21 protein-coding genes and 1 pseudogene are annotated in these 17,613 nt (G+C 67.1%); 11 read left to right on the forward strand and 11 right to left on the reverse strand.

Features of this window, described 5'->3' with window-relative positions:
* Window positions 1–13: 13 nt before the first annotated feature.
* Window positions 14–916: a sigma-70 family RNA polymerase sigma factor gene (locus ACWED2_RS10020; RefSeq protein WP_449690087.1), complete on the reverse strand. Its 903-nt coding sequence runs from the start codon at window positions 914–916 to the stop codon at window positions 14–16.
* Between the two features lie 459 nt (window positions 917–1,375).
* Between ACWED2_RS10020 and ACWED2_RS10025 the strand changes: the two genes are divergently transcribed.
* Together ACWED2_RS10025 and ACWED2_RS10030 are read left to right on the forward strand one after the other, a co-directional pair.
* Window positions 1,376–2,128: a hypothetical protein gene (locus ACWED2_RS10025; RefSeq protein WP_449690088.1), complete on the forward strand. Its 753-nt coding sequence runs from the start codon at window positions 1,376–1,378 to the stop codon at window positions 2,126–2,128.
* Window positions 2,125–3,261: a TRM11 family SAM-dependent methyltransferase gene (locus ACWED2_RS10030; RefSeq protein ID WP_449690089.1), complete on the forward strand. Its 1,137-nt coding sequence runs from the start codon at window positions 2,125–2,127 to the stop codon at window positions 3,259–3,261. The genes ACWED2_RS10025 and ACWED2_RS10030 overlap by 4 nt, the downstream gene beginning before the upstream one ends.
* Window positions 3,262–3,320: 59 nt before the next feature.
* On the opposite strand, the gene ACWED2_RS10035 is transcribed toward ACWED2_RS10030, so the two are convergent.
* The gene (locus ACWED2_RS10035) at window positions 3,321–4,076 is read right to left on the reverse strand and encodes a hypothetical protein (protein ID WP_449690090.1); all 756 of its coding nucleotides are present in this window, start codon (window positions 4,074–4,076) and stop codon (window positions 3,321–3,323) included.
* A gap of 211 nt (window positions 4,077–4,287) precedes the next feature.
* Here ACWED2_RS10035 and ACWED2_RS10040 point away from each other — a divergent pair, with 211 nt between their 5' ends.
* The 4 genes from ACWED2_RS10040 to ACWED2_RS10055 all read left to right on the forward strand — a co-directional run bounded on the left by ACWED2_RS10040 (window position 4,288) and on the right by ACWED2_RS10055 (window position 6,031).
* The gene (locus ACWED2_RS10040) at window positions 4,288–4,572 is read left to right on the forward strand and encodes a hypothetical protein (RefSeq protein WP_449690091.1); all 285 of its coding nucleotides are present in this window, start codon (window positions 4,288–4,290) and stop codon (window positions 4,570–4,572) included.
* Window positions 4,569–4,754, forward strand: a complete 186-nt coding sequence (locus tag ACWED2_RS10045) for a hypothetical protein (protein WP_449690092.1) — start codon at window positions 4,569–4,571, stop codon at window positions 4,752–4,754. The genes ACWED2_RS10040 and ACWED2_RS10045 overlap by 4 nt, the downstream gene beginning before the upstream one ends.
* Window positions 4,755–5,130: 376 nt before the next feature.
* Entirely contained in the window at window positions 5,131–5,709 is a 579-nt protein-coding gene (locus tag ACWED2_RS10050; RefSeq protein WP_449690093.1) for a copper resistance CopC family protein, read from the forward strand.
* 100 nt (window positions 5,710–5,809) lie between these two features.
* A complete protein-coding gene (locus ACWED2_RS10055; RefSeq protein WP_449690094.1) occupies window positions 5,810–6,031 on the forward strand; it encodes a hypothetical protein in 222 nt (73 codons plus the stop codon).
* Between the two features lie 642 nt (window positions 6,032–6,673).
* Here ACWED2_RS10055 and ACWED2_RS10060 read toward each other — a convergent pair.
* Both ACWED2_RS10060 and ACWED2_RS10065 read right to left on the reverse strand, forming a co-directional pair.
* Entirely contained in the window at window positions 6,674–7,012 is a 339-nt protein-coding gene (locus tag ACWED2_RS10060) for an STAS domain-containing protein (protein ID WP_449690095.1), read from the reverse strand.
* A gap of 156 nt (window positions 7,013–7,168) precedes the next feature.
* Window positions 7,169–7,440: pseudogene (locus ACWED2_RS10065) on the reverse strand (ANTAR domain-containing response regulator); the annotation flags it as partial.
* Between the two features lie 126 nt (window positions 7,441–7,566).
* On the opposite strand from ACWED2_RS10065, the gene ACWED2_RS10070 reads away from it, so the two are divergent.
* The 3 genes from ACWED2_RS10070 to ACWED2_RS10080 all read left to right on the forward strand — a co-directional run bounded on the left by ACWED2_RS10070 (window position 7,567) and on the right by ACWED2_RS10080 (window position 11,093).
* A complete protein-coding gene (locus ACWED2_RS10070; protein WP_449690096.1) occupies window positions 7,567–9,723 on the forward strand; it encodes a hypothetical protein in 2,157 nt (718 codons plus the stop codon).
* Window positions 9,724–10,392: 669 nt separating this feature from the next.
* The gene (locus tag ACWED2_RS10075; RefSeq protein WP_449690097.1) at window positions 10,393–10,761 is read left to right on the forward strand and encodes a hypothetical protein; all 369 of its coding nucleotides are present in this window, start codon (window positions 10,393–10,395) and stop codon (window positions 10,759–10,761) included.
* Complete coding sequence (locus ACWED2_RS10080; RefSeq protein ID WP_449690098.1) at window positions 10,692–11,093, forward strand: hypothetical protein; 402 nt, start codon at window positions 10,692–10,694, stop codon at window positions 11,091–11,093. Before ACWED2_RS10075 ends, ACWED2_RS10080 begins: the two co-directional genes overlap by 70 nt.
* Before the next feature lie 447 nt (window positions 11,094–11,540).
* Here the strand turns inward: ACWED2_RS10080 and ACWED2_RS10085 are convergent, their stop codons facing one another.
* The 6 genes from ACWED2_RS10085 to ACWED2_RS10110 form a co-directional block, all read right to left on the reverse strand.
* On the reverse strand, window positions 11,541–12,128 hold the full coding sequence (locus ACWED2_RS10085; RefSeq protein WP_449690099.1) for a hypothetical protein: 588 nt from the start codon (window positions 12,126–12,128) through the stop codon (window positions 11,541–11,543).
* Window positions 12,125–12,697 carry a hypothetical protein gene (locus tag ACWED2_RS10090; protein ID WP_449690100.1) on the reverse strand — a complete coding sequence of 191 codons (573 nt, stop codon included), beginning with the start codon at window positions 12,695–12,697 and terminating at the stop codon, window positions 12,125–12,127. Before ACWED2_RS10090 ends, ACWED2_RS10085 begins: the two co-directional genes overlap by 4 nt.
* A 342-nt stretch (window positions 12,698–13,039) precedes the next feature.
* Complete coding sequence (locus ACWED2_RS10095) at window positions 13,040–13,597, reverse strand: hypothetical protein (protein ID WP_449690101.1); 558 nt, start codon at window positions 13,595–13,597, stop codon at window positions 13,040–13,042.
* Between the two features lie 58 nt (window positions 13,598–13,655).
* Window positions 13,656–13,814, reverse strand: a complete 159-nt coding sequence (locus ACWED2_RS10100) for a hypothetical protein (protein WP_449690102.1) — start codon at window positions 13,812–13,814, stop codon at window positions 13,656–13,658.
* 13 nt (window positions 13,815–13,827) lie between these two features.
* Complete coding sequence (locus ACWED2_RS10105; RefSeq protein WP_449690103.1) at window positions 13,828–14,070, reverse strand: hypothetical protein; 243 nt, start codon at window positions 14,068–14,070, stop codon at window positions 13,828–13,830.
* Between the two features lie 68 nt (window positions 14,071–14,138).
* Window positions 14,139–14,516: a hypothetical protein gene (locus ACWED2_RS10110; protein WP_449690104.1), complete on the reverse strand. Its 378-nt coding sequence runs from the start codon at window positions 14,514–14,516 to the stop codon at window positions 14,139–14,141.
* 29 nt (window positions 14,517–14,545) lie between these two features.
* Between ACWED2_RS10110 and ACWED2_RS10115 the strand changes: the two genes are divergently transcribed.
* Window positions 14,546–14,896, forward strand: coding sequence for a hypothetical protein (locus tag ACWED2_RS10115; protein ID WP_449690105.1), 351 nt, complete (start codon window positions 14,546–14,548; stop codon window positions 14,894–14,896).
* Window positions 14,897–14,953: 57 nt separating this feature from the next.
* On the opposite strand, the gene ACWED2_RS10120 is transcribed toward ACWED2_RS10115, so the two are convergent.
* Window positions 14,954–16,717, reverse strand: coding sequence for a caspase family protein (locus ACWED2_RS10120; RefSeq protein WP_449690106.1), 1,764 nt, complete (start codon window positions 16,715–16,717; stop codon window positions 14,954–14,956).
* Window positions 16,718–16,807: 90 nt separating this feature from the next.
* Here ACWED2_RS10120 and ACWED2_RS10125 point away from each other — a divergent pair, with 90 nt between their 5' ends.
* Window positions 16,808–17,203, forward strand: a complete 396-nt coding sequence (locus tag ACWED2_RS10125) for an effector-associated constant component EACC1 (protein WP_449690107.1) — start codon at window positions 16,808–16,810, stop codon at window positions 17,201–17,203.
* Window positions 17,204–17,613: the final 410 nt, after the last annotated feature.

Raw genomic sequence — 17,613 nt, forward strand, 5'->3', positions numbered from 1 at the left:
CGACGTGGCGAGATCAGTCGCATGAGGACGCCTCCTGAACGGCGCCCGGTTCCACTTCGGACCGGGATGGGCGAGGGCGCGCGGGCGATCGCGTCCCGCGGTCACCAACTCCGGAATTCGAGGGGCGAGGAGACACCGGACGCCGCGTCTTCTCAGCGCCGGACCGGCCTGGCGGCAGTGCACGACGTGCCACTCGACCTCGCCGAGCGAGGGTTGCCCCGTCCTCGCGAAGGGCGATGAGGTAGCCGGCGAGTTTGCGTTCGGCTCGGTGACGCGCCTGCTGGGTCGCCTTGTACGTCTGGCCGCGTGCGTGGGCGGCGTCGGCCAGCGACAGCTCACCGAACCGGGTGTCGCCGATCAGCGACGCCTCCGCCGCGGTCAGCACGCCGGCCCCGACAGCGGCCAGCAGGACGAAGTCCGGGTGGCCGCCGGCGTTCTGCGGTCCGGGTGCACGAGCGCCGAGGTCGGCCACGGGGGCGGCGGCGTCAAGGGCGTCGCGCAGCGCGCGGTGCCCGGCGCGGTAGGCGGACCAGCGCAGCCGCACGAGGATGGCCGGCCGGGTGAGGTCGACGTCGGCGAGCGCTTCGAGGAAGCCGGTCAGCACGGCGGCGTGGATGTCGTGGACTTCGCCGCGAAATCGGCCGGTCAGCTTGGCCGCGACCGGGATCAGGACCGGCAGTGCGAGCCCGACGCACGCGACCGTCCACGTGCGGCCCTCGGCGCGCGACCGCGTCACGAGAGCTGTCCACACCGCATCCCGCGTCTCCTGTGGACACCCCTTGGCGATCAGCGTGGCGCCGACCTCGTCCAGCGGCACCAGCCGCGGCGGCAACCCGCGAATCCGACGGCCGTCGAGGGCGACCGGGTGCGGTCCGGTGACGAGCCAGGCGAACGCGGTGCGAGCAGAGTCGAACACACCGGGCTCGGAGCGATGACTGCGCGCTGACGGAAAGTCCATGACGGCACTCCTGAACGAGCGGAAAGTGACGTCGCCAGGAAGCCGGGCCAGCCGCCTCAAAACCGCTTCACGCCCAGGTCAGAGCCGTGTCAAAGCCGTGTCGAAGGCGTTTCACGCCCTGCGTGCGCCCTGAGCAGTGTGCGAAGAATTGTCTCGGCGTGATGGTGTCTCTTGTGGACGGGGTTCGCGGAGTTAGCCGGTGACAGCGCAGAAGTCGCCGAAGTGATTGTCGGCGGCCCGCCTCCGGAGGTTCCGCTCGTGACCCGACGCACGTCCTCGACCGACCGACCGCCCAATCGTGATGGCTCGGACCGGCCCCGACGCACTCGCCCGGCCAACGGCATTCCCTACCCGGGCGCACCCGACCCCTGCGGTCCGACTGCCCGCCCGCGCCGCTCCACGACGGCGACCACTGCGGTGGAACGCACGCGTGAACTCGCGCCCATCCCGCCGACCGTGTGGGCGACCGGCCTCGATCCGATCGATCTGGCGGCGACTTGGCCCGTGCCGATCGTCCGGTCCATCACGATGAGCTTTTCCGCATCCGGTGCTCGTGTCCTGATCGCTCCGTGGCCGACCTTTGGCACTGCTGGTGGTCGCGAGTTGGCTGTCGTGCGCGACGCCGTGTGCACGCTGGGACGAGACGCCGTGGTGGCCGAACTCGTCGCTGCGGCGCACACGCCGGCAGGCGGCGGCGGCGCGCACGGCCTCGCAGCACCGATGCAGCAAGCCATGCGCGACGGAGGCGCGTCGCCGCAGACCAGGGACCGTGCGCGGGCAGACTTGATCATCACGGTGCTGCCGGCGAATAACGAAGGCGACGAATCAGCCGAAGCATTCGCGATCGCAGCCGCCCGTGTCCTCGTCTTCGGTGGCATCCTTGCCGTCTACACCCACACCGACTGGTCGACCGGACGCCTGATCGACCGGTCCGGAGCGATGATCGCCGCCGCACAGAACGCCGACCTGCTCTACCTCCAGCACATCGTCACCCTCAACACCCCAATCCGGAACGGTCGCGTGCAACCGCCGCCTGGACCCGTCGGGCCGGTCCACGACGACGTCGGCGACCGTGCTCCGCAGATCGGCGCGGCCGCGATGCACACCCGCGTGCATGGCGACGTCTTCATCTTTGCCCAAGCCCACGCCGACGCCGCAGGCCTCCGATGACCGACCAGCCGAAGGACGGGTACACAACCATGACCAGCACACCGCCGAGTACTTCCCCGTCGCAGGTCGACGAGCCGACCATGCCGCTGTCCCGCGCGCTGATCGACGCCCTCGACCCAACCCCGCCCGTGCCCGACCGCGCCGCGGCCCGCACCCCGAGCACCCCGGTCGCCAGCACGCCGATGACGGATCTGGACGGGTTGCCGGTGTCGGTGTGGGCGACGGCGCAGGCGTCGCCGGCTGCGCAGCGCAAGGGCCGGTACGTGCCGGAGTCGACGGCACATCCCGCGAAGATGTTGCCCGCGGTCGCGGTCCACGCGATCGAGCACTACACGAGGCCGGGTGAGGTAGTGCTGGATCCGATGTGTGGGATCGGCACCACGCTGGTCGAGGCGATCGACCTCGGCCGCCGCGCAGCCGGTGTCGAGTACGAGCCGCACTGGGTCGACGTTGCCCGGGCGAACCTTCGCTTCGCGCGCAAGCGGGGCCACGACCACGACGGCATGGTCATCCGTGGTGACGCCCGTCAGCTCGAGACGCTGTTGCCGGAGCCGTACGTCGGCCAGGTCGCCTTGGTGGTGACGTCGCCGCCGTACGGGCCGTCGGTCCACGGACTGGTCAAGACCGACCGGGAGACGGAGGACGGCAAGGTCCGCAAGCACCACTACCGCTACGGCAGCGCGCTCGACCGCGGCAACCTCGCCAACATCGGTCACCACCGCCTGCTGGCCGGCTTCACCCGCATCCTCACCGCATGCGCGCGGGTCCTGCGCCCGGGCGGCCACGTGGTGATCACCGTTCGCCCGTGGCGCGAGCACGCCGAGCTGATCGACCTGCCCTCTCAGGTCATCGCCTGCGGTGTTGCGGCCGGGTTGGTTCCGGTTGAGCGCTGCGTCGCCCTCCTCGCTCGCGTTGCCGAGAGCGAGCTGGTAGCGCGCGGCAGCTTCTTCCAACGGGACTTCATCCGAAAACAGCGCGAGGCCGGACTACCGCTGCACCTGATCGCGCACGAGGACGTCATCGTCCTGCGAACCACTGAGGAACGCGAGAGCGTTCGGGATGGACAGGCGCGCGGCACGATCGAGGCACGTGATGAATACGGCGCAATCGGGCCGGGGCATTGGGCGGCATGACGGGTGCTGTCTGCGTCGGGCGGGGGAAGCTTCGGAACGCCGTTGGCCGAAGGGACACGTCAGAATGCGGTGCGGGTGTCGCTTCGTGGGTCTCCGTGCACGAAGCGGTGTTCGTAGAGACCGGCTCTGGCCGTGCGGCGCCATGGCCGTGCCAGCCGGATGGCCACGTCGATGTCGGCGTCCGGCGCGTCGCGATCGAGCTCCGCGACGGCGAGGCCAGGCCGCCCGTCGCCGTGACAGCGTCCGATCCACCGTCCGCCGGGCGCGACGACGCCGGCCGGAGCTGTCGCGCTGAACTGAGCCGGGACGGAGTAGCCGACCCAGTAGCTGTAGAGCGTCCCGTATGCCTGGGCCACGACCGATCTCGGCGCGTCATCGACCATCACCGAGGCCAGCACGCAGTCGACGTTCAGGTGTTCGTACTCGGCGAATAGTTCGGGGAAGTTGACCTCGATGCAGAGCACGCAGCCGAATCGGAAACCGTCGACCTCGAACACCAGCGGCGCCACTCCCGGCGTGTACAGGTAACTGATCTCGGTTTGTGACAGGACGGCCTCGGCCTCTTCGCGCATGACATCCCAAGCGGCACGCGACCAGTCCGCTTCGGCCAGCTCCGCCATGCCGCCGCCGGCTACCGCGTACTTGCTGGGATACGTGATCGCGCCCTCGGGGAACTGCACAAGCCGGACTCCCGCAGCACTCGCCTCGTGCATCAGAGCACGAATCTCCGCTCCGCTTGCGCGAAGTGCGTCCCGGTCCGCCGGATCCTCAGGCACCGTGCTCTGCGCGACCGCCAACCGCAGCGTCTGATTCATCCGGCCAGCTTGTCAGACCCGAACCGGGCGGTCCTGCTCGTACTCCGTCAAGCGCGGCGCCCGTCGAGAGCCAGCCGACGGACGAGCCGTTCGAGGAACATGCGCTTCTGGCGGTGAGCGGACGTCGGCGACCGTCGGCTGCCTTCGGAGCCAGGATCCCGCCATTCGGGATCACTTTCAACCGATCCGGCCCGGGAGCCGTGTTCCCGGTGTGACGACACTGCTCGCGGAGGACACCCAGCGGGCCGCAGCTCAAAGTCAGCTCGTGCGGTACGCCCTCGCGCTCATCGCCCTCCTACAGGCCGGGCTCGGGTTCGGCGCGCTGTTCTTGCCCGTCGACCCGCACGCCGACATGGTCGCCATGCCCGGGATGACGCACCCCGTCCAGCCGGGCTTCGCCGGTGTTTCCTGGAATCTCGCGTTGGGCGCCGGACTGCTGTGCGTGGCCCTTTACCCCGGCTGGCGGGCGTCTGGCTGCCGTTCTATTGCGGCTTGACCGTCGTGCTCGGTGTCGCCTCGGTGAGCGACCTCTTCCGCGGCCTGCCGATCACCGGGCGAATCTCGACCCACGCCCTGAGTACCACCGGCCTGATCCTGCTGCTCGTCGTTTACCGGCGCCGGAACTCGGAAGCTCGTGACCGGGACCGCCGATACCTGCCACCACCTGTAGGTCGGTGATGACCTGTCGTAGGCTGTCACGGCGAGCATGCGCGCAGAAGCCGGGGAACCGGGTGCCACTCCGCCTCCCTCTCCTGCTACGACGGCGCATCCGCGCCTGCGTGAGTCGTCGCCGAAAACTCTGTGACTGACCGCGGCCGCGGTGGTGGTGCCGTGATGGCCGACTACGGCGTTGCGGCTCAGCGCACTCGACGGAACTCGGCTCGTTCAGCCGCTGCTGGGCTGCGTCGTCTTCGGCGCTGCTCGTCACCCGGTCCTGGTTAAGCCAATGGGGGTCTGCCCAGCGCTCTGTGCGCTCCGCGGAATCGCCGGGAACCAATCCGGTCTCCCATCCGACCTGTACACGACCAGCCGCCGCCAGAACGAGGGAACCCGCATGAAAATCCTACGACTGCTCGGAGCGTTCCTGCTCGCCGTCGCCGGCTTGCTGGTGTTGGCCGGACCGGCGTCCGCGCACGCCGAGCTGAAGGTGAGCTCGCCCGCCGAGGGCGCCAGCCTCGCGGCGCCGCCGAGCAAGGTCGAGCTCACCTTCGAAGAGCCCGTCACCCTGCAGGCGGACCCGATCTCGGTGACCGGACCCGATGGCGCGACGTGGGCGGTGAGCACGCCGACCGTCACCGACGCGGTCGTCTCCGCAGCGGTGACGCCGTCCGGACCCGCGGGTGCCTACACGCTCACGTACAAGGTCGTCTCCGACGACGATGACAAAGTGACCGCGGCGATCCACTTCACCCTCACCGCGCCGGCCTCGCCGCCGACCACGTCCAGCTCGGCTGCCCCGACGTCGTCGTCTGCGGTTACTGCCCCGACGTCGGCGACCTCGGCGACGCCGAGCGCGGCCGCTTCCGGCGACACCGGTGGTGGCGTTCCGGCGTGGGTGTGGATCCTGATCGCCGTCGTGGTTGTGGTGGCCGCGGTCTTCGTCGCGCTGCGGCTGCGGCGGACCCGGCAATAGCTCGGCTCCGCGCGAACCGTTCGTCTGAATTGCCGGGAACCTTTCGCTGCCTCCAGCCGGCCATTCGGTGACGGGGGGGCTGGTGCTGGAGGAGTCCTTGGTGAGAAGGCGTGTCGCGGTCATGGCCGCAGCAGTCGTCGTGGCCGTCTCCGGGTGTGGCGGCCCGAGCGACACCGGTAGCTCGGGTGCGGCCGCGGACGCCGCTTACGGCATCCGCACGGTGACCGACTGCACCGGCGCGAAGTCGACGTTCACGTCGGTGCCGACGCGAGTCGCGGCAGCCACGACGAGCGTGCTGGAGTTCCTGCTGGCCCTGGGCTGAATGACAATATCGTCGGCGCCCAGGCCGTCGCGCCCGGCGCGTTCCCGCCCGACCTGCAGGAAGTCGAGCAGGTTGCCGGGCGGGTAGAGGCTGCCGCTCAAGGGTCAGCCGGTAGACCCACCAGCCGGCGCACGCGTCGCCGGTCTGGATGGCCGCGACGTACAGGGCGGCGGCCGCGGTGCCCGAGGTCGGGGTCAAGGTGACCACCATGCTGAACCGGTTGTTGACATTGTCGTACTGCACCCGCGGGCCGAACACGTCCTCGGTGGCGCCGAGAAACCCGGCGAGGACCGTTTCGACGATCTGCGTCGTGCCGGGGGAGCCGCATCCGGGCTGTTCCGTGCGTCGCTCTCGCGCAAGTACACCGCGCTGATCGGGTCGCCGCCGAGGAAGGACCTGACGTACTGGTGCCCCGGCGATGGGTGCGGGGCAGTGCGGCGTTCTGGGTTGGACGGTCTACGGTGGCTCTGGTTTGAACCGGCCGCGGACCTGGGCCACCCGAGTGCGGCCCGCAGGCACACTGTGTCGACTTGGCCTCAGTCTGTCGCTGCGGCCGCCGACTTACCAGGGACGAAAGCCCTTGAAAGCATCAATCACCCGATTGGGGGGTGCTGGGTGGGGGGACGCCGGTCTGCAAGGCGGTCAGGCAGGTGGGTGTAAGGGGAGAAGGGTGTCGAGGCCGAGCAGGGCCAGCTTGCGTCGTGCGGCCGTCGAGGCGATGACCTGCAAGGTGCGGCGTTCATGCTGGCATCGATGAGTCAAGGTCATCAGCTCGGCTGCGGCTTCGAGGCTCAGCTCGGTGACGGCCGTCAGGTCGACCACGACGGCGGCTTCTGGAGGGGCGGCTGCCACGGGTGTGCTGAGCCGGTCGGCGGTGTGGGCGTCGAGGACGTTGGGCGCTTTCACCGTGATGACGTCGGCGGTGGGCTGGAGTTCGGCCGGTCTGGCGCTGTGGTCGTGTGGTTCGGTGGTGGTGCTCATCGCCTCTGTTCCTGTCGGAGTGGACTCGGAGACGGCGCTGCCGTTTCGACATGCCCCCAGTTGAGTTCGCTGCCGGCAACTGTCACTCGCTGTGGATTCGCCGCGTGTTACCGCCTGGATCGCTCGCTTCCGGAGGGTGAACCGGGCCGCCGAGGGTCAGCTTCGGTCGTTGACGACGTTGGTGACGAAACGTTCGGCGACTCCACGCAGCTTAACGTTTTGCTGCTGCGATTGGTGACCAGCAGGTCGAATGCCTGGTCGGCGCTGATGCGGTGCAGGGCCATGAGGATGCCTTTGGCCTGGTCGATCACCGCACGGGAATCCAGCGCGGTCCCCAGCTGGCCGATGGTCGCTCGGGCCACGTGGAAGCGGTGCGCGCTGCGCAGGGCGGCCTCGGCGGCGGTGGTGTAGAGCTCCAGCAGGGCGGCATGGTGCGGCATCCGCCGAAAGCGTCAGCTCGCTCTTCAGGCCACACAGCATACGGCGGCAATCTTCTCCATGTTTGATGGCATCGGAGGTCGTCAGATTGGCCCGATTCCGGGATAATTCGGCGGATGAAGGGGGCCGTGCGTGCGCTGATCGTGGTCGCGGTGATCGCTGGACTGGCCGGAGTGGCATGGATGTTCACAGGCCGGGTCGCAAGTGATGCGGCTATCGGCAACGCGCAGGTACTCGGCGCGCTCGCCGGCGTGGCGGCCCTTTTGGTTTCGCTCTTGGCGCTGTGGCGACGGGGTTCCCGGCGCGCTGCCGCAGACCCTGTCCCGAGCGAGCCGACGCAGTTGGCAGTCGAGTACCTGGCCACTGAGACGTTGCGGTACTGGCGCCGACAGGCCCACGACCGGCGCATCACCACACCGTCATCAGCGTCGGTGCGCTGGACCTGGGCGGGCCAGGACGTGGCTGTTCCCGCCGCCGAGCTGCAATCCGACATACCGGCCGTTTCCGGACCGGTTGTGCTGGGCGGGTCGACAGGCCGAGTGCTTACATCCGGGGTCGTCACCGAACTCCGCCAGCAACTCTACGAGCGCCTCGATGATACCGGGCGGATTGTGGTGCTCGGCGGGCCTGGCGCGGGCAAGACCGCCGCGATGCTGCTGCTACTGCTCGACATTCTGGAACACCGCCCACCCAGCTCAGGAGCGCCGGTACCGGTGTGGCTGACCCTTGGCGGCTGGAACCCCGAGACCACCTCGCTGGAGGACTGGGCGTCCGCAGCGCTGACCCGCGACTATCCCGGCCTCTCCGCCGCTGCCTATGGCGGGCCCGGTACCGCCAAGAATCTGATCCGCACCGGACGGATTGCGCTGTTTCTCGACGGCCTGGACGAGATGGCTCCGGCCATCCAGGGCCCGGCCCTGCAGACGATCGACCGCGACGCCACCGGGCTTAAAGTGGTGCTGACCAGCCGCACTACCGAGTACCAGGCTGCGCTCGCGGACGGTCGACTGTACAGAGCCGCCGTAATCAAACTCCTACCAGCCGATATCCACGACGCTACGAGGTTTCTGCTTGCCGAACAGCTCGGCGAGCGCCGCCGCGCCTGGCAGCATGTCGCCGACCGGCTGCGCGAGCATCCGGATAGCGTCGCCGCCCGCACCCTGACCACCCCGCTGGCGCTCAGCCTGGCCCGGGACACCTACACCCGCGCCGACCCGGCCGGCCTGCTCGACTCCCGCGCCTACCCCCACCCTGACGCACTGCTGCACCACTTGCTCGCCGGCGCCCTCACGCTGGCCTACCCCAACCCGACCGAACGCGCCCACGCCACCCGGTGGCTGTCCTGGATCGCCCAGCACATGGGCACCAGTCGAGACCTGCGCTGGTGGGACATCCCCGCCTGGGTGCCTCCCTGGCAACTCCGACTCGCATCTGGACTTGGGGGCGGACTCTTGTTCGGGCTCACGGGCGGAGTCGTACTCGGGCTCGTGGGCGGACTCCTGGGCGCACTCATGGGGTTTGGGTACGGGGTCGCATACGGGTTCTCAGAGTTCGCTGGGCTCGCGGGCGGGCCTCGGGGTCTCGCCATGCGGTGGCCCGCCCGAGCGGACCTACGCGATGTTTACGTGTGCATGCTCAGGTACGGGCTCAGGTTCGGACCAAAGGTCGCGCTGCTGTTCGGACTGCTGTTCGGGCTCACGTTCGGACTGGAGGGCGGAGTTGTGTTCGGGCTGGCGGGCGGCATCGCAGGCGGACTGGTGGGCGAGCTAGGAGGGACTATGTTCGGGCTCGCGTTCGGCCTAGCAGAAGGGCTCTTTTATCTCTGGGTTACTCCGTTGGCTACAGCACATGCCATTGACCCGGCGGAGGTCTATCGGTTTGATCGCCGACGCACTCTCCTGTTTGGCTTCGTGGTTGGCCTCGTTGGCGGGCTCACCGGGCTCGTGGTTGGATCTGGGGGCAATGGGGTGATCGACCTTACAGAGTTCGTGATCGGGCTCACGGGGCTCACGGGGCTCGTGGTCGGATCCCCGGACAGCCTGGCGGTCGGGCTCGCGGGCGGCCTCGTGATCGGATTCTTGGTCGCGTTCGGGCCAGCCTTGCAACTTACTGTCGTCCAAACGATCTGGCGGCTGCGGGGCCGGCCGATACGGTTCTTGCCGTTGCTACAGGCTGCCCTACACAGACAGGTCCTGCGCCAAGCAGGAGCGGTGTACCAGTTCCGCCACGCTGCCCTGCAGGACTTCCTCACGACCGTGAGACAACCGAATTGACGCATGTGCTCGACGTCGGCACCACGAACGGAGCTTGATCGCGCATGCACTTGCTGGTCAGCCAGAGGCTTTCAGCCATTCGACCCACAGGTCGAGACCGTGTACATAAGTCCAGCTTGTACTCGTATGCCCACTCCGGGCCGGCGCGCAGCCGTCCGCCGTCGGCCTTGGCCAGCATCGGCTCGACCCACTCAGGCACTCGGGAAGAGCCACGCACAGCCATGGCCGCCATCCCGGATGGGACATCCTCGTCTGAGTTCGACTGTAACCCGACTGGCTTAACCCCGCTGTGTTTGCGCTGGTCAAAACCCTGATCGGTGACGGCGGGTGCGGAAGCGAACGCCCTGAGCTGCGGTCCGACCACAGCGGTGGGTGAGCCTAAGCGGCTCTCGGCTTGACAGACGTCCCTGCCTCTCGCAGTATCCGAACAGGTGTTCGATGACTGTTCGGGTTCGCTCGCGGCTTCCCCACGCGGGTGTCTCCGGTGCGTGTTCGTGGTGCTGGAGGTGCACGGTGGCAGTACCGGAAGCGGTGGCCGGACTCGCGGCGATCCCTGGCGTCCGCACAGCTCGGCGAGCCAACCGTGGACACGTCGACGTCCGCCGGTTCGTTGCCGGTGGCATCGGCTCTCGCCGGGCTGCTTCCGGGGGCTTGCGGCGCGGCAGCGCTGTGTCGGTCGGCGGCTCGACCGCTCTGGTCTTGGCCTTGCTGGCGGAAGCCACCCGCGAAGGATCGTGGGCGGCGATCACCGGCATGCCCGAGGTCGGTGTGGTGGCGGCAGCCGAGCTGGGCGTCGAGCTCGATCGGCTCGCGCTCGCGCCCAACCCTGGGGCGGAGCTGGTCGCCGTCGTGTCCGCGTTGATCGACGGTTCGACCTGGTCGTCCTCGGCTCGGCTGTCGTCCGCGGGGTACGACCGCAGTTGGCGCGCCGTCTCGCCGGTCGGCTTCGCAACCGGGGTGCGGTGCTGGTGGCTGTCGGTCCCTGGCCCGGCGCTGACCTCGAACTGCGTGTGTCGAAACGCCGGTGGCGCGGTCTGACCGACGACGGCTTCGGTCACCTCGAGTTCTGTGACCTCGTGGCGACCAGCCGCGGCCGCGGCGCTGCGGTTCGCCCGCGTAGCGGCCGCAGTCGAACCGGTCGGTACTCCTACGAGGTGCTCGGTGATGGCCAGGCCGACGGCGTCGTTCGGTCCGGTGCGCGTGGCGAGTTCGGCGGGCTGACTCCGGTCCGACCGGCGACCGGGAAGCTTGTCGTCTGCTTGCGTGGCCACCGGCTCGATCTGGACCTCTACGACAAGCTCAAGCCCTACAGTCACCGCTACCGGCTGCACGGCACGCTGTGCGAGGTCTGCCGCGCGCAGGAAGGCTGAGAGCCTGCGGCCCGGCGCCTCGCCGAGTGGACCCACCTCGACGTCACGCTCCAGCACGCGTCCGGCATGGCTCCAGGCGACGGGCTTGCCCTGGTCGCCTGTCCACCGACCGCGGGGACGCTGGCCGGTCGGATCGGACTCCATCTCGACGGCGCCGAGGTCGGCTCGGTGACTGCCAGCCTGTGCGCGAGCTGCCGGACGGCCACCCTCGCCTACGTCCACGTTGCCGCCGAGTACCGGTGCTCGGGTTTTGGTCGCTCGCTGGTAACGGCCGCCGTGGCTCGTGCCCCGTCCTACCAGTGGACGGCGCCGCTGCCGGACGGGCCGGTGGCGCAGTCGTTGCGTGCCCGGATCGCCATGCGCGGCCTGGTCAGCGCTGCGTCCACGCCGGCGCGGTGGATCTCACGCGGTGAGGGCCAGGCGAGAGAGCGGGAAGGCTATGCCACGTTAGAAGGTGAATTCATTTTGGAGTTGTACGTGGCGGGTCACCTCGCTGACGTCTCGCAGCACTAGGAGGGCTCCGACCAGGATGGCGAGGGCAGTGATGAGCCAGCTTATGGACAGATCGGCAGCCATGGACAGGAGACTCAGGATCACCAGGCCGAAGCCGAGATGTGAACCTGTTTCGCGGCCGATGAAGGTCAAGTGAATTCCTTCTGTGCGAAAAAGGATCGGAGCTGCGATCAGCGCGAGCGCGCCGATGAAGAGCAGTGATAGGCTGGTATCGCTGATGCTTGACCCCGGTGTGCTCTCCGAGGACACGAAAAGCTGTGTCCAGGCTGCCAACGCGACGGACCCACCAACGAGCGAGGTATCGAGCTGCCGCTCACTCAGACCGAGGGTAGCTTGGTGGAGAGCCTCTGTCCGGTAGCCCTCGAGCTTTGACGTTGTGGTGACTCTGATACCGGTGATGACTGCTTTGACCCACGTCATCCCGTGGCCAGGTGCCGCTATCGCGCATCGGCGTAAGTAGTCTCCGATCCACACGGCGCGTCCTGCTGCCAGCACCGAGGCGAGGAGGACGAACGAGATCACGGTGCCTCCGGGCAGGGTGGTTTGTGGCACAAGCCGCTGATCGACGGGTTGCCATGCCGACACGCCTTCAGCGACAAGGGTCCCTGTTGGACGTATTCGAGGAACAACGCGGCCAGCGGCTTTGCCACAGGGCCAACGTCCTCTTTGGTCATGGAGGCGGGAGCGTTGAGGTACTCGAGTAGTCGAACCTGCTGTGTCGCCGGCAGGTTGGAAATCGTGATCAGTTTCGAGGCGGGAGCCAGCGATTGAGGTGAACGCCCCGCTAGCTTGAAGGTGTTGTGGATGCCCTCGACGGCCGACTCCACGTCCTGCGCCCGGATGGCATCGGCGACCTCGACGTCGACTTTGATGATCGACACTAGTTCTCGCGATGGGATGCTGAGGCGATGAGGCAGTGCCCGGCCCGTGACGACTGTTCGGCTGACCTTGGCCAGTGCCCGCCGGCCGATCTTGGCGGCCTGGCGGTCGTCGCCCTCGCTGAGCTTCCGCAGCAGGCGTACGCGTGACCTCTGCAGGTTGAGTAGCGTGGTTCGTGGCGTTGTGTTCGCCCCTCGTGCAGTTTTGTTCACGGACACCTCCGATCTTGAAATCGTCGGAGATTGGCGTGGTCGTTACGACCTCATGCCTTTCCTTCACCCGATCGTGCCCCGGATGTGCCTTCTGCGAGGCGAGAAATCGCTACAGGCCGTATCGGACAGTGTCCCCACAGTTTTGGCCGGTGTCCTGAGTGGTACCCGACCGCCGCTGTTCAGACCAGATCCGCCGAAGCCGACCGCGGCCGCGGAACTAGGTGGGCGACGTGCACGCCTTCTAACCATCTAACCGTGTAAGAGAGTTAGATGGAGTGTATAAGCCGAAGTTTCAGGCGCCTGCCAGGTCTGCGCTTCCGTCATTCAGAGGTGGTAGCGGGTTCAGGTCTGCTTGCGCCGAACGGCATGATCGCCTCTCCGGGTCCACCGATTTTCGTGGAGGTCAGTGAACTCGAACTCGAACTCGGCGCCCCGCTCGATGAGTCCGAGTGCCTCGTCTGTGCTCATGCCGTGCCCAGGCTTGTACTCGAACGGCAACGTGTGCGGCTCGATGCTCGGGAGGAGAAGGTGCCGTACTTCGGAAGCAACCGCATGTCGCGTGCCTTCAAGGTGGTAGCCCGTGAGCAAGACGTCGTTGACTGGTTCACGGCTGCGATTACTGATGACCACCACGCCATTCTGATGATAGCAGACCACCATGTTGGCGCGGACAAAGTCCTGATGCGCCTCCGCTTTTGCGCGATCCTTTGCTTCCCGCCCGGAAATTTGCAGGGCGACCACAGCGGCGTAGAAGGCGCCGAAGCCGCCGGCCCATTGGCCAAGGCCCGCCCAGTCCGAGGGCCCGAAAGCGAAGCGTGCCGACAGGACGACGAGAAGGCTGGACGCCACGATAAGCAGATGCGGCCATCGGGAGATCCATCGCTTCTTGAGTGCTGCCACGGTCACGGCTCCTTGGGGTCGTCGTCGGTCTGCGTGCCAGGGGATTGCATCAGTCTCCTTATTTGTTCCGGCGTGTCGGCTCGGCTTGGGCGCTGATCAGGTCGAAGGAGCTGGGCACCGACAGTGCGGCGCCGATGCCCTGCAGGGCGCGGGCGCCGAGCAGGAACCAGCCAGCGGCGGCCAGCCGGCCAGGACGGCGCCGGCGGTGAAGGTCCACAGGCCGAAGCGCATCATCCGGTGGCTGCCGAAGCGGTCACCGCAGCGGCCCTCCGACCAGCAGCAATCCGCCGAGGGGGAAGGGCGTACGCGGTGATGATCCATTGGCCGGTGAGTGCGCCGAGGGAGAAGCGGCCCTGGATGGCCGGCAGCGCGACCACGACGACGAATCCGTCGAACACGGCGAGGAAGTTCGTCGCGGCGAGGATCGCGCCCACCAGTCCGGGGCGTTTCCGCTGGACGGCTGTCGTGTCCATCAGCCGAGGCTAACCGGGCTGTGTGGGACACGCAGGCTCGCATGATCATGCCAGTAGGGGCGGGGGTGTCATGCCCGGCGCACGGCCCAGAGGGTGGTCAGGTAGGTGACCTCGACGTGCTCGAGCCCGCTCAGGCGGTCTTGGGCGTAGCGCATGAAGCGTTCGAACAGGTCGGTACCCAGCTGTGCTTGCACGTCGTTGGCCGATCGCCAGAGACCGAGGTAGCGGTCGACGCTCTGGTGGGAGACGTGCCGGCCTTCCAGGTAGACGACGTCGGTGAAGTCTTCGACTGCGTCGAGTCGCTCGGTCAGCTGTGCGATCAGGCCCGAGCGCGCGGACGTCGCCCGCTTGGCTTCCGGCTTCAGGCGTTTGATCTCGGCTTCGATGTCGACCAGGGTGGGGGTGAGTTCGACCTTGGGGGTTGTAGAGCGCGGCGAACCAGCCACCGGGGCGCAGTACACGGTGAAACTCGCGCATGCCGGTGTCGAAGTCGACCCAGTGGAACGACGAAGCCAATGGTCAGCAGGTCGGCGCTGTCGTCGTCCAGCCGGTCTGTTCCCCGCTGCCTTCGCGCCAGGTGATCGGCAGCGTGTGTGAGTCTCGTTCGCCGGTCGCGCGCATCCGGTCGTTGGGCTCGACGGCCGTGAGCGACCGGGGCTGGCATTCGGCCAGCATGCGTGTTCCAGATCCCGGTGCCCGCACCGACGTCGACGACGTCCAGGTCCGCTACCGGTTTGCACATCAAGCCGAGAAACGCGTCACGAGTGGGCGGGGTGTAGCCCTCGCGGTAACGGAAGTAGTCTTCGGCGAGGTTGCTTTTTCTTAGCAGTTGATCGTTGTGTCGTCGGTGGTATGTCCTGCCGTGCCAACCTCCCTGGGTTGTTCAGCACCCGTAGTAGTTGCTGGCGTTGCCGGTTTTGACGAATTGCCAGTTCTGGCCATCGGTGGATGTCGGCGCGTATACGGGGACGTCGCCGGATGAGGCGTTGGACCTGAAAGGGCCGAAGGACTGCACATGCACGGTTGGGTCACCGGCGATCGCGTAGCTGACGTTGAGGTTGAAGGTGTAGTTGGCTTTGCAGCCGTGTGCATTGATCTTGATCAGGCCTTGTTTTTCAGCGCTGACGGTAAAAGTCGGGCCGAGTGGTTCTTCTCGGGCGAGTTTGGCGTCGGGGTTGTTGGACGGGTCGAGCGACCCGTCGACGCCTTCTTCGATGCCCTTATCGACAAGCTTTTTCGCGTCCAGGTCGAGGTCAAAGACCCGGTTGCCGAGACCGCCGCAGCCGCCCTGTGGGGAGTAGATCCATGCGGCCTGCTCGTGAGTAGCCGGTTTGAAGGACGGAGTGAGGTCTAGGATGTCGATGGATTTTCCTGCTGCAGCGGAGAGGAAGAGATAAATGTGGCCTGTGAGCCAAAAAGCTCCCCCGCGCGCCACAGCCTGTTCTCGGATGTCGGCACCACTGGCGGGGAAGGTGTCGATCGCGGGCCCTTTTGGAGGCATCGCGACTGCGGTTCCTCCGTCGCATCCGCGGCTCGTGGGCCACGTCGTGCGCACCACCAGTGTTGAGTCCGGAGCTTGCTTGTTCGCGGTGGACGATGTGGGAGTGCTTGAGGGTGTGTCGACCGGCGGGGACGTCGATGTCGCCGGGGTGGTTGTCGAAGGTGCGGACGTGACGCTGGTTTGCGTTGAGCTGGACGGCGACGCGGTATCGGTCTGGGCGGCGATCGCATAGGTGAGACCTGAGCCGAGTGCAACGACAACCGCGGCGGTGGACAACGTGATCGTCGTTCGCCGGGAGATCCTGCGCGGCGTTGTGCGGTAGGGCGGCTGTGGGTCGTTCGGTGGGCGGTCGTCGTGATTGTCGCCTGCGCTTGCGGCCTTGTTGTGGAACAGCGGCAAGGTGTGGGTGTGCCCGGTGATACGTTGTTGCGGTCTGGGCAGGGCTCGCTCGGTGAGTGCGTTCCACAGGTAGCCGTAGAGATCGTTGAAGCTGAGTCTGGCAGGCCGTTGGGGGATTCCGGTGTGCAAAAGGTGTAGCAGCGCGCCGGTGAAGGCGGTGTTGCGCTCGCCTGTCGGCGCGAGCGCCATCTCCGTTGGGGGTGTCGCGGCCAGGATGTAGGTTCCGGCGATGTTGAGGCTGTGGGTGGTGCTCATCGCCTCGGTCGCGAGGCCGCTGAAGCAGCAGTCCAGCACGAGAATTCGATTGCGGGCGGGGCTGTCGATCAGTATTTCGCGCAGGAGTTGGTAGCGTAATGCGCTGACCTGTAGCTCCTCGGGGTCGGTTCCGCTGAGGCTTAGGTAGAGCTCGTTGTTATGCGCTACCAGTCCGTGGCCGGCGAAGTAGACGACAAGGGTGTCTGTGGTCGTCATGGCGTAATGCCGCAACGTCCGGGAGACCGACAGCGCGTCGGGTGCGTTGCGGATCGTCACACATTGCTGTGGTGGCAGGCCGAGCACAGCGGGGTCGGTGAGTGTTGCGGCGAGGTCGGTGAGATTGTTGTCCACCGCGGGAAGGTTGTGTAAACCGGTCTCGCCGGCGTAAACGCTCGTGCCGACGAGCACCGCCGCGGAGTGCCGGAGATCTGGATCGAGCACCGCTGTGAACTCCCACTCTATGACGCGTATGAGCAGGATGTCGTTCGGCACGGGGAGTGGTGTTACAGCAGTGCCAACGACTGCGTTATATGAGGTTGATGGAAGTTCGCGGATCTCCCCGACACGGAAGGGGTGGGACTGATGCAGGCTCGTTTGAGCTGCGATGGCACTGGATCGGTGCGTGAGGCGCAAGCTCTTGCCGACTGGCTCAAGCGAGTTGATGAGCTGCGGGGCAGTGTGAAGCTCGTCGGTGCGCAGGTGCAACCGGGGCGGATGGGTGGGATCTCCGACGTTGTCGGTATTGCGTTGGGAGGTGGCGGTGCGGTGACGGTGCTCATCCGGTCGGTGTTCGCGTGGCTGGGACAGCGAGCGCAGGGCACTCGGGTGTTGCTGGACATCGAGAAGGGCGATGGCCGCAAGGTGCATCTGGAGTTGACGGGTGCCGACGACAGCGGCGCGCTGATCGACAGGGTAGTGGCTGTGCTTAGCAACGATTCGGCTGCCGGTCGTGCGCCGCATGTGGAGGAGGCCGGTTAGACCGGGCCGGGGTACCGTGGTCGCTCGTGGCTGCGATATTGCTGATTCCCGCTGTGCGTGCCGGTGACGAGCATCAGGCAACGTTGGGTTGACCACCGGTGGCCTGGAGGGTCTCGACGGCACCTCTCTGTGTCAACCCTCTGAGGACAGAGAGGAAACCCAACTTGTTGAATGTGGGTCCGGAGGTCGTGGTCTGCAGCCATGATCATAGCCGCCTTCCTGATTGTCGGCCTCCGGCTCGGCGTGACGGACCAGGCGTGCGCTACGGGCACGTCGGTGCACGGTCGTTGCACTGCAGGTAGGGGACCAGCGTGGCTGGTGCCGATGGTGGGGTGGCGTGTCAGACCGGGTCGGTTAGGAACGTGTAGCGTCCGGGGGGACTCGCCGACAGGTTCCAAAGGTGGAGTCGG

This window comes from Amycolatopsis sp. NPDC005003 (assembly GCF_053600695.1).

Excerpts from the sequence above, each read along its gene's own strand:
- ACWED2_RS10030 (WP_449690089.1), top strand. The coding sequence starts at position 2,125 with ATGACCGACCAGCCGAAGGACGGGTACACAACCATGACCAGCACACCG.
- ACWED2_RS10035 (WP_449690090.1), bottom strand. The coding sequence starts at position 4,076 with ATGAATCAGACGCTGCGGTTGGCGGTCGCGCAGAGCACGGTGCCTGAG.
- ACWED2_RS10050 (WP_449690093.1), top strand. The coding sequence starts at position 5,131 with ATGAAAATCCTACGACTGCTCGGAGCGTTCCTGCTCGCCGTCGCCGGC.
- ACWED2_RS10060 (WP_449690095.1), bottom strand. The coding sequence starts at position 7,012 with ATGAGCACCACCACCGAACCACACGACCACAGCGCCAGACCGGCCGAA.
- ACWED2_RS10070 (WP_449690096.1), top strand. The coding sequence starts at position 7,567 with ATGAAGGGGGCCGTGCGTGCGCTGATCGTGGTCGCGGTGATCGCTGGA.
- ACWED2_RS10105 (WP_449690103.1), bottom strand. The coding sequence starts at position 14,070 with ATGGACACGACAGCCGTCCAGCGGAAACGCCCCGGACTGGTGGGCGCG.
- ACWED2_RS10115 (WP_449690105.1), top strand. The coding sequence starts at position 14,546 with ATGCCGGTGTCGAAGTCGACCCAGTGGAACGACGAAGCCAATGGTCAG.
- ACWED2_RS10125 (WP_449690107.1), top strand. The coding sequence starts at position 16,808 with ATGCAGGCTCGTTTGAGCTGCGATGGCACTGGATCGGTGCGTGAGGCG.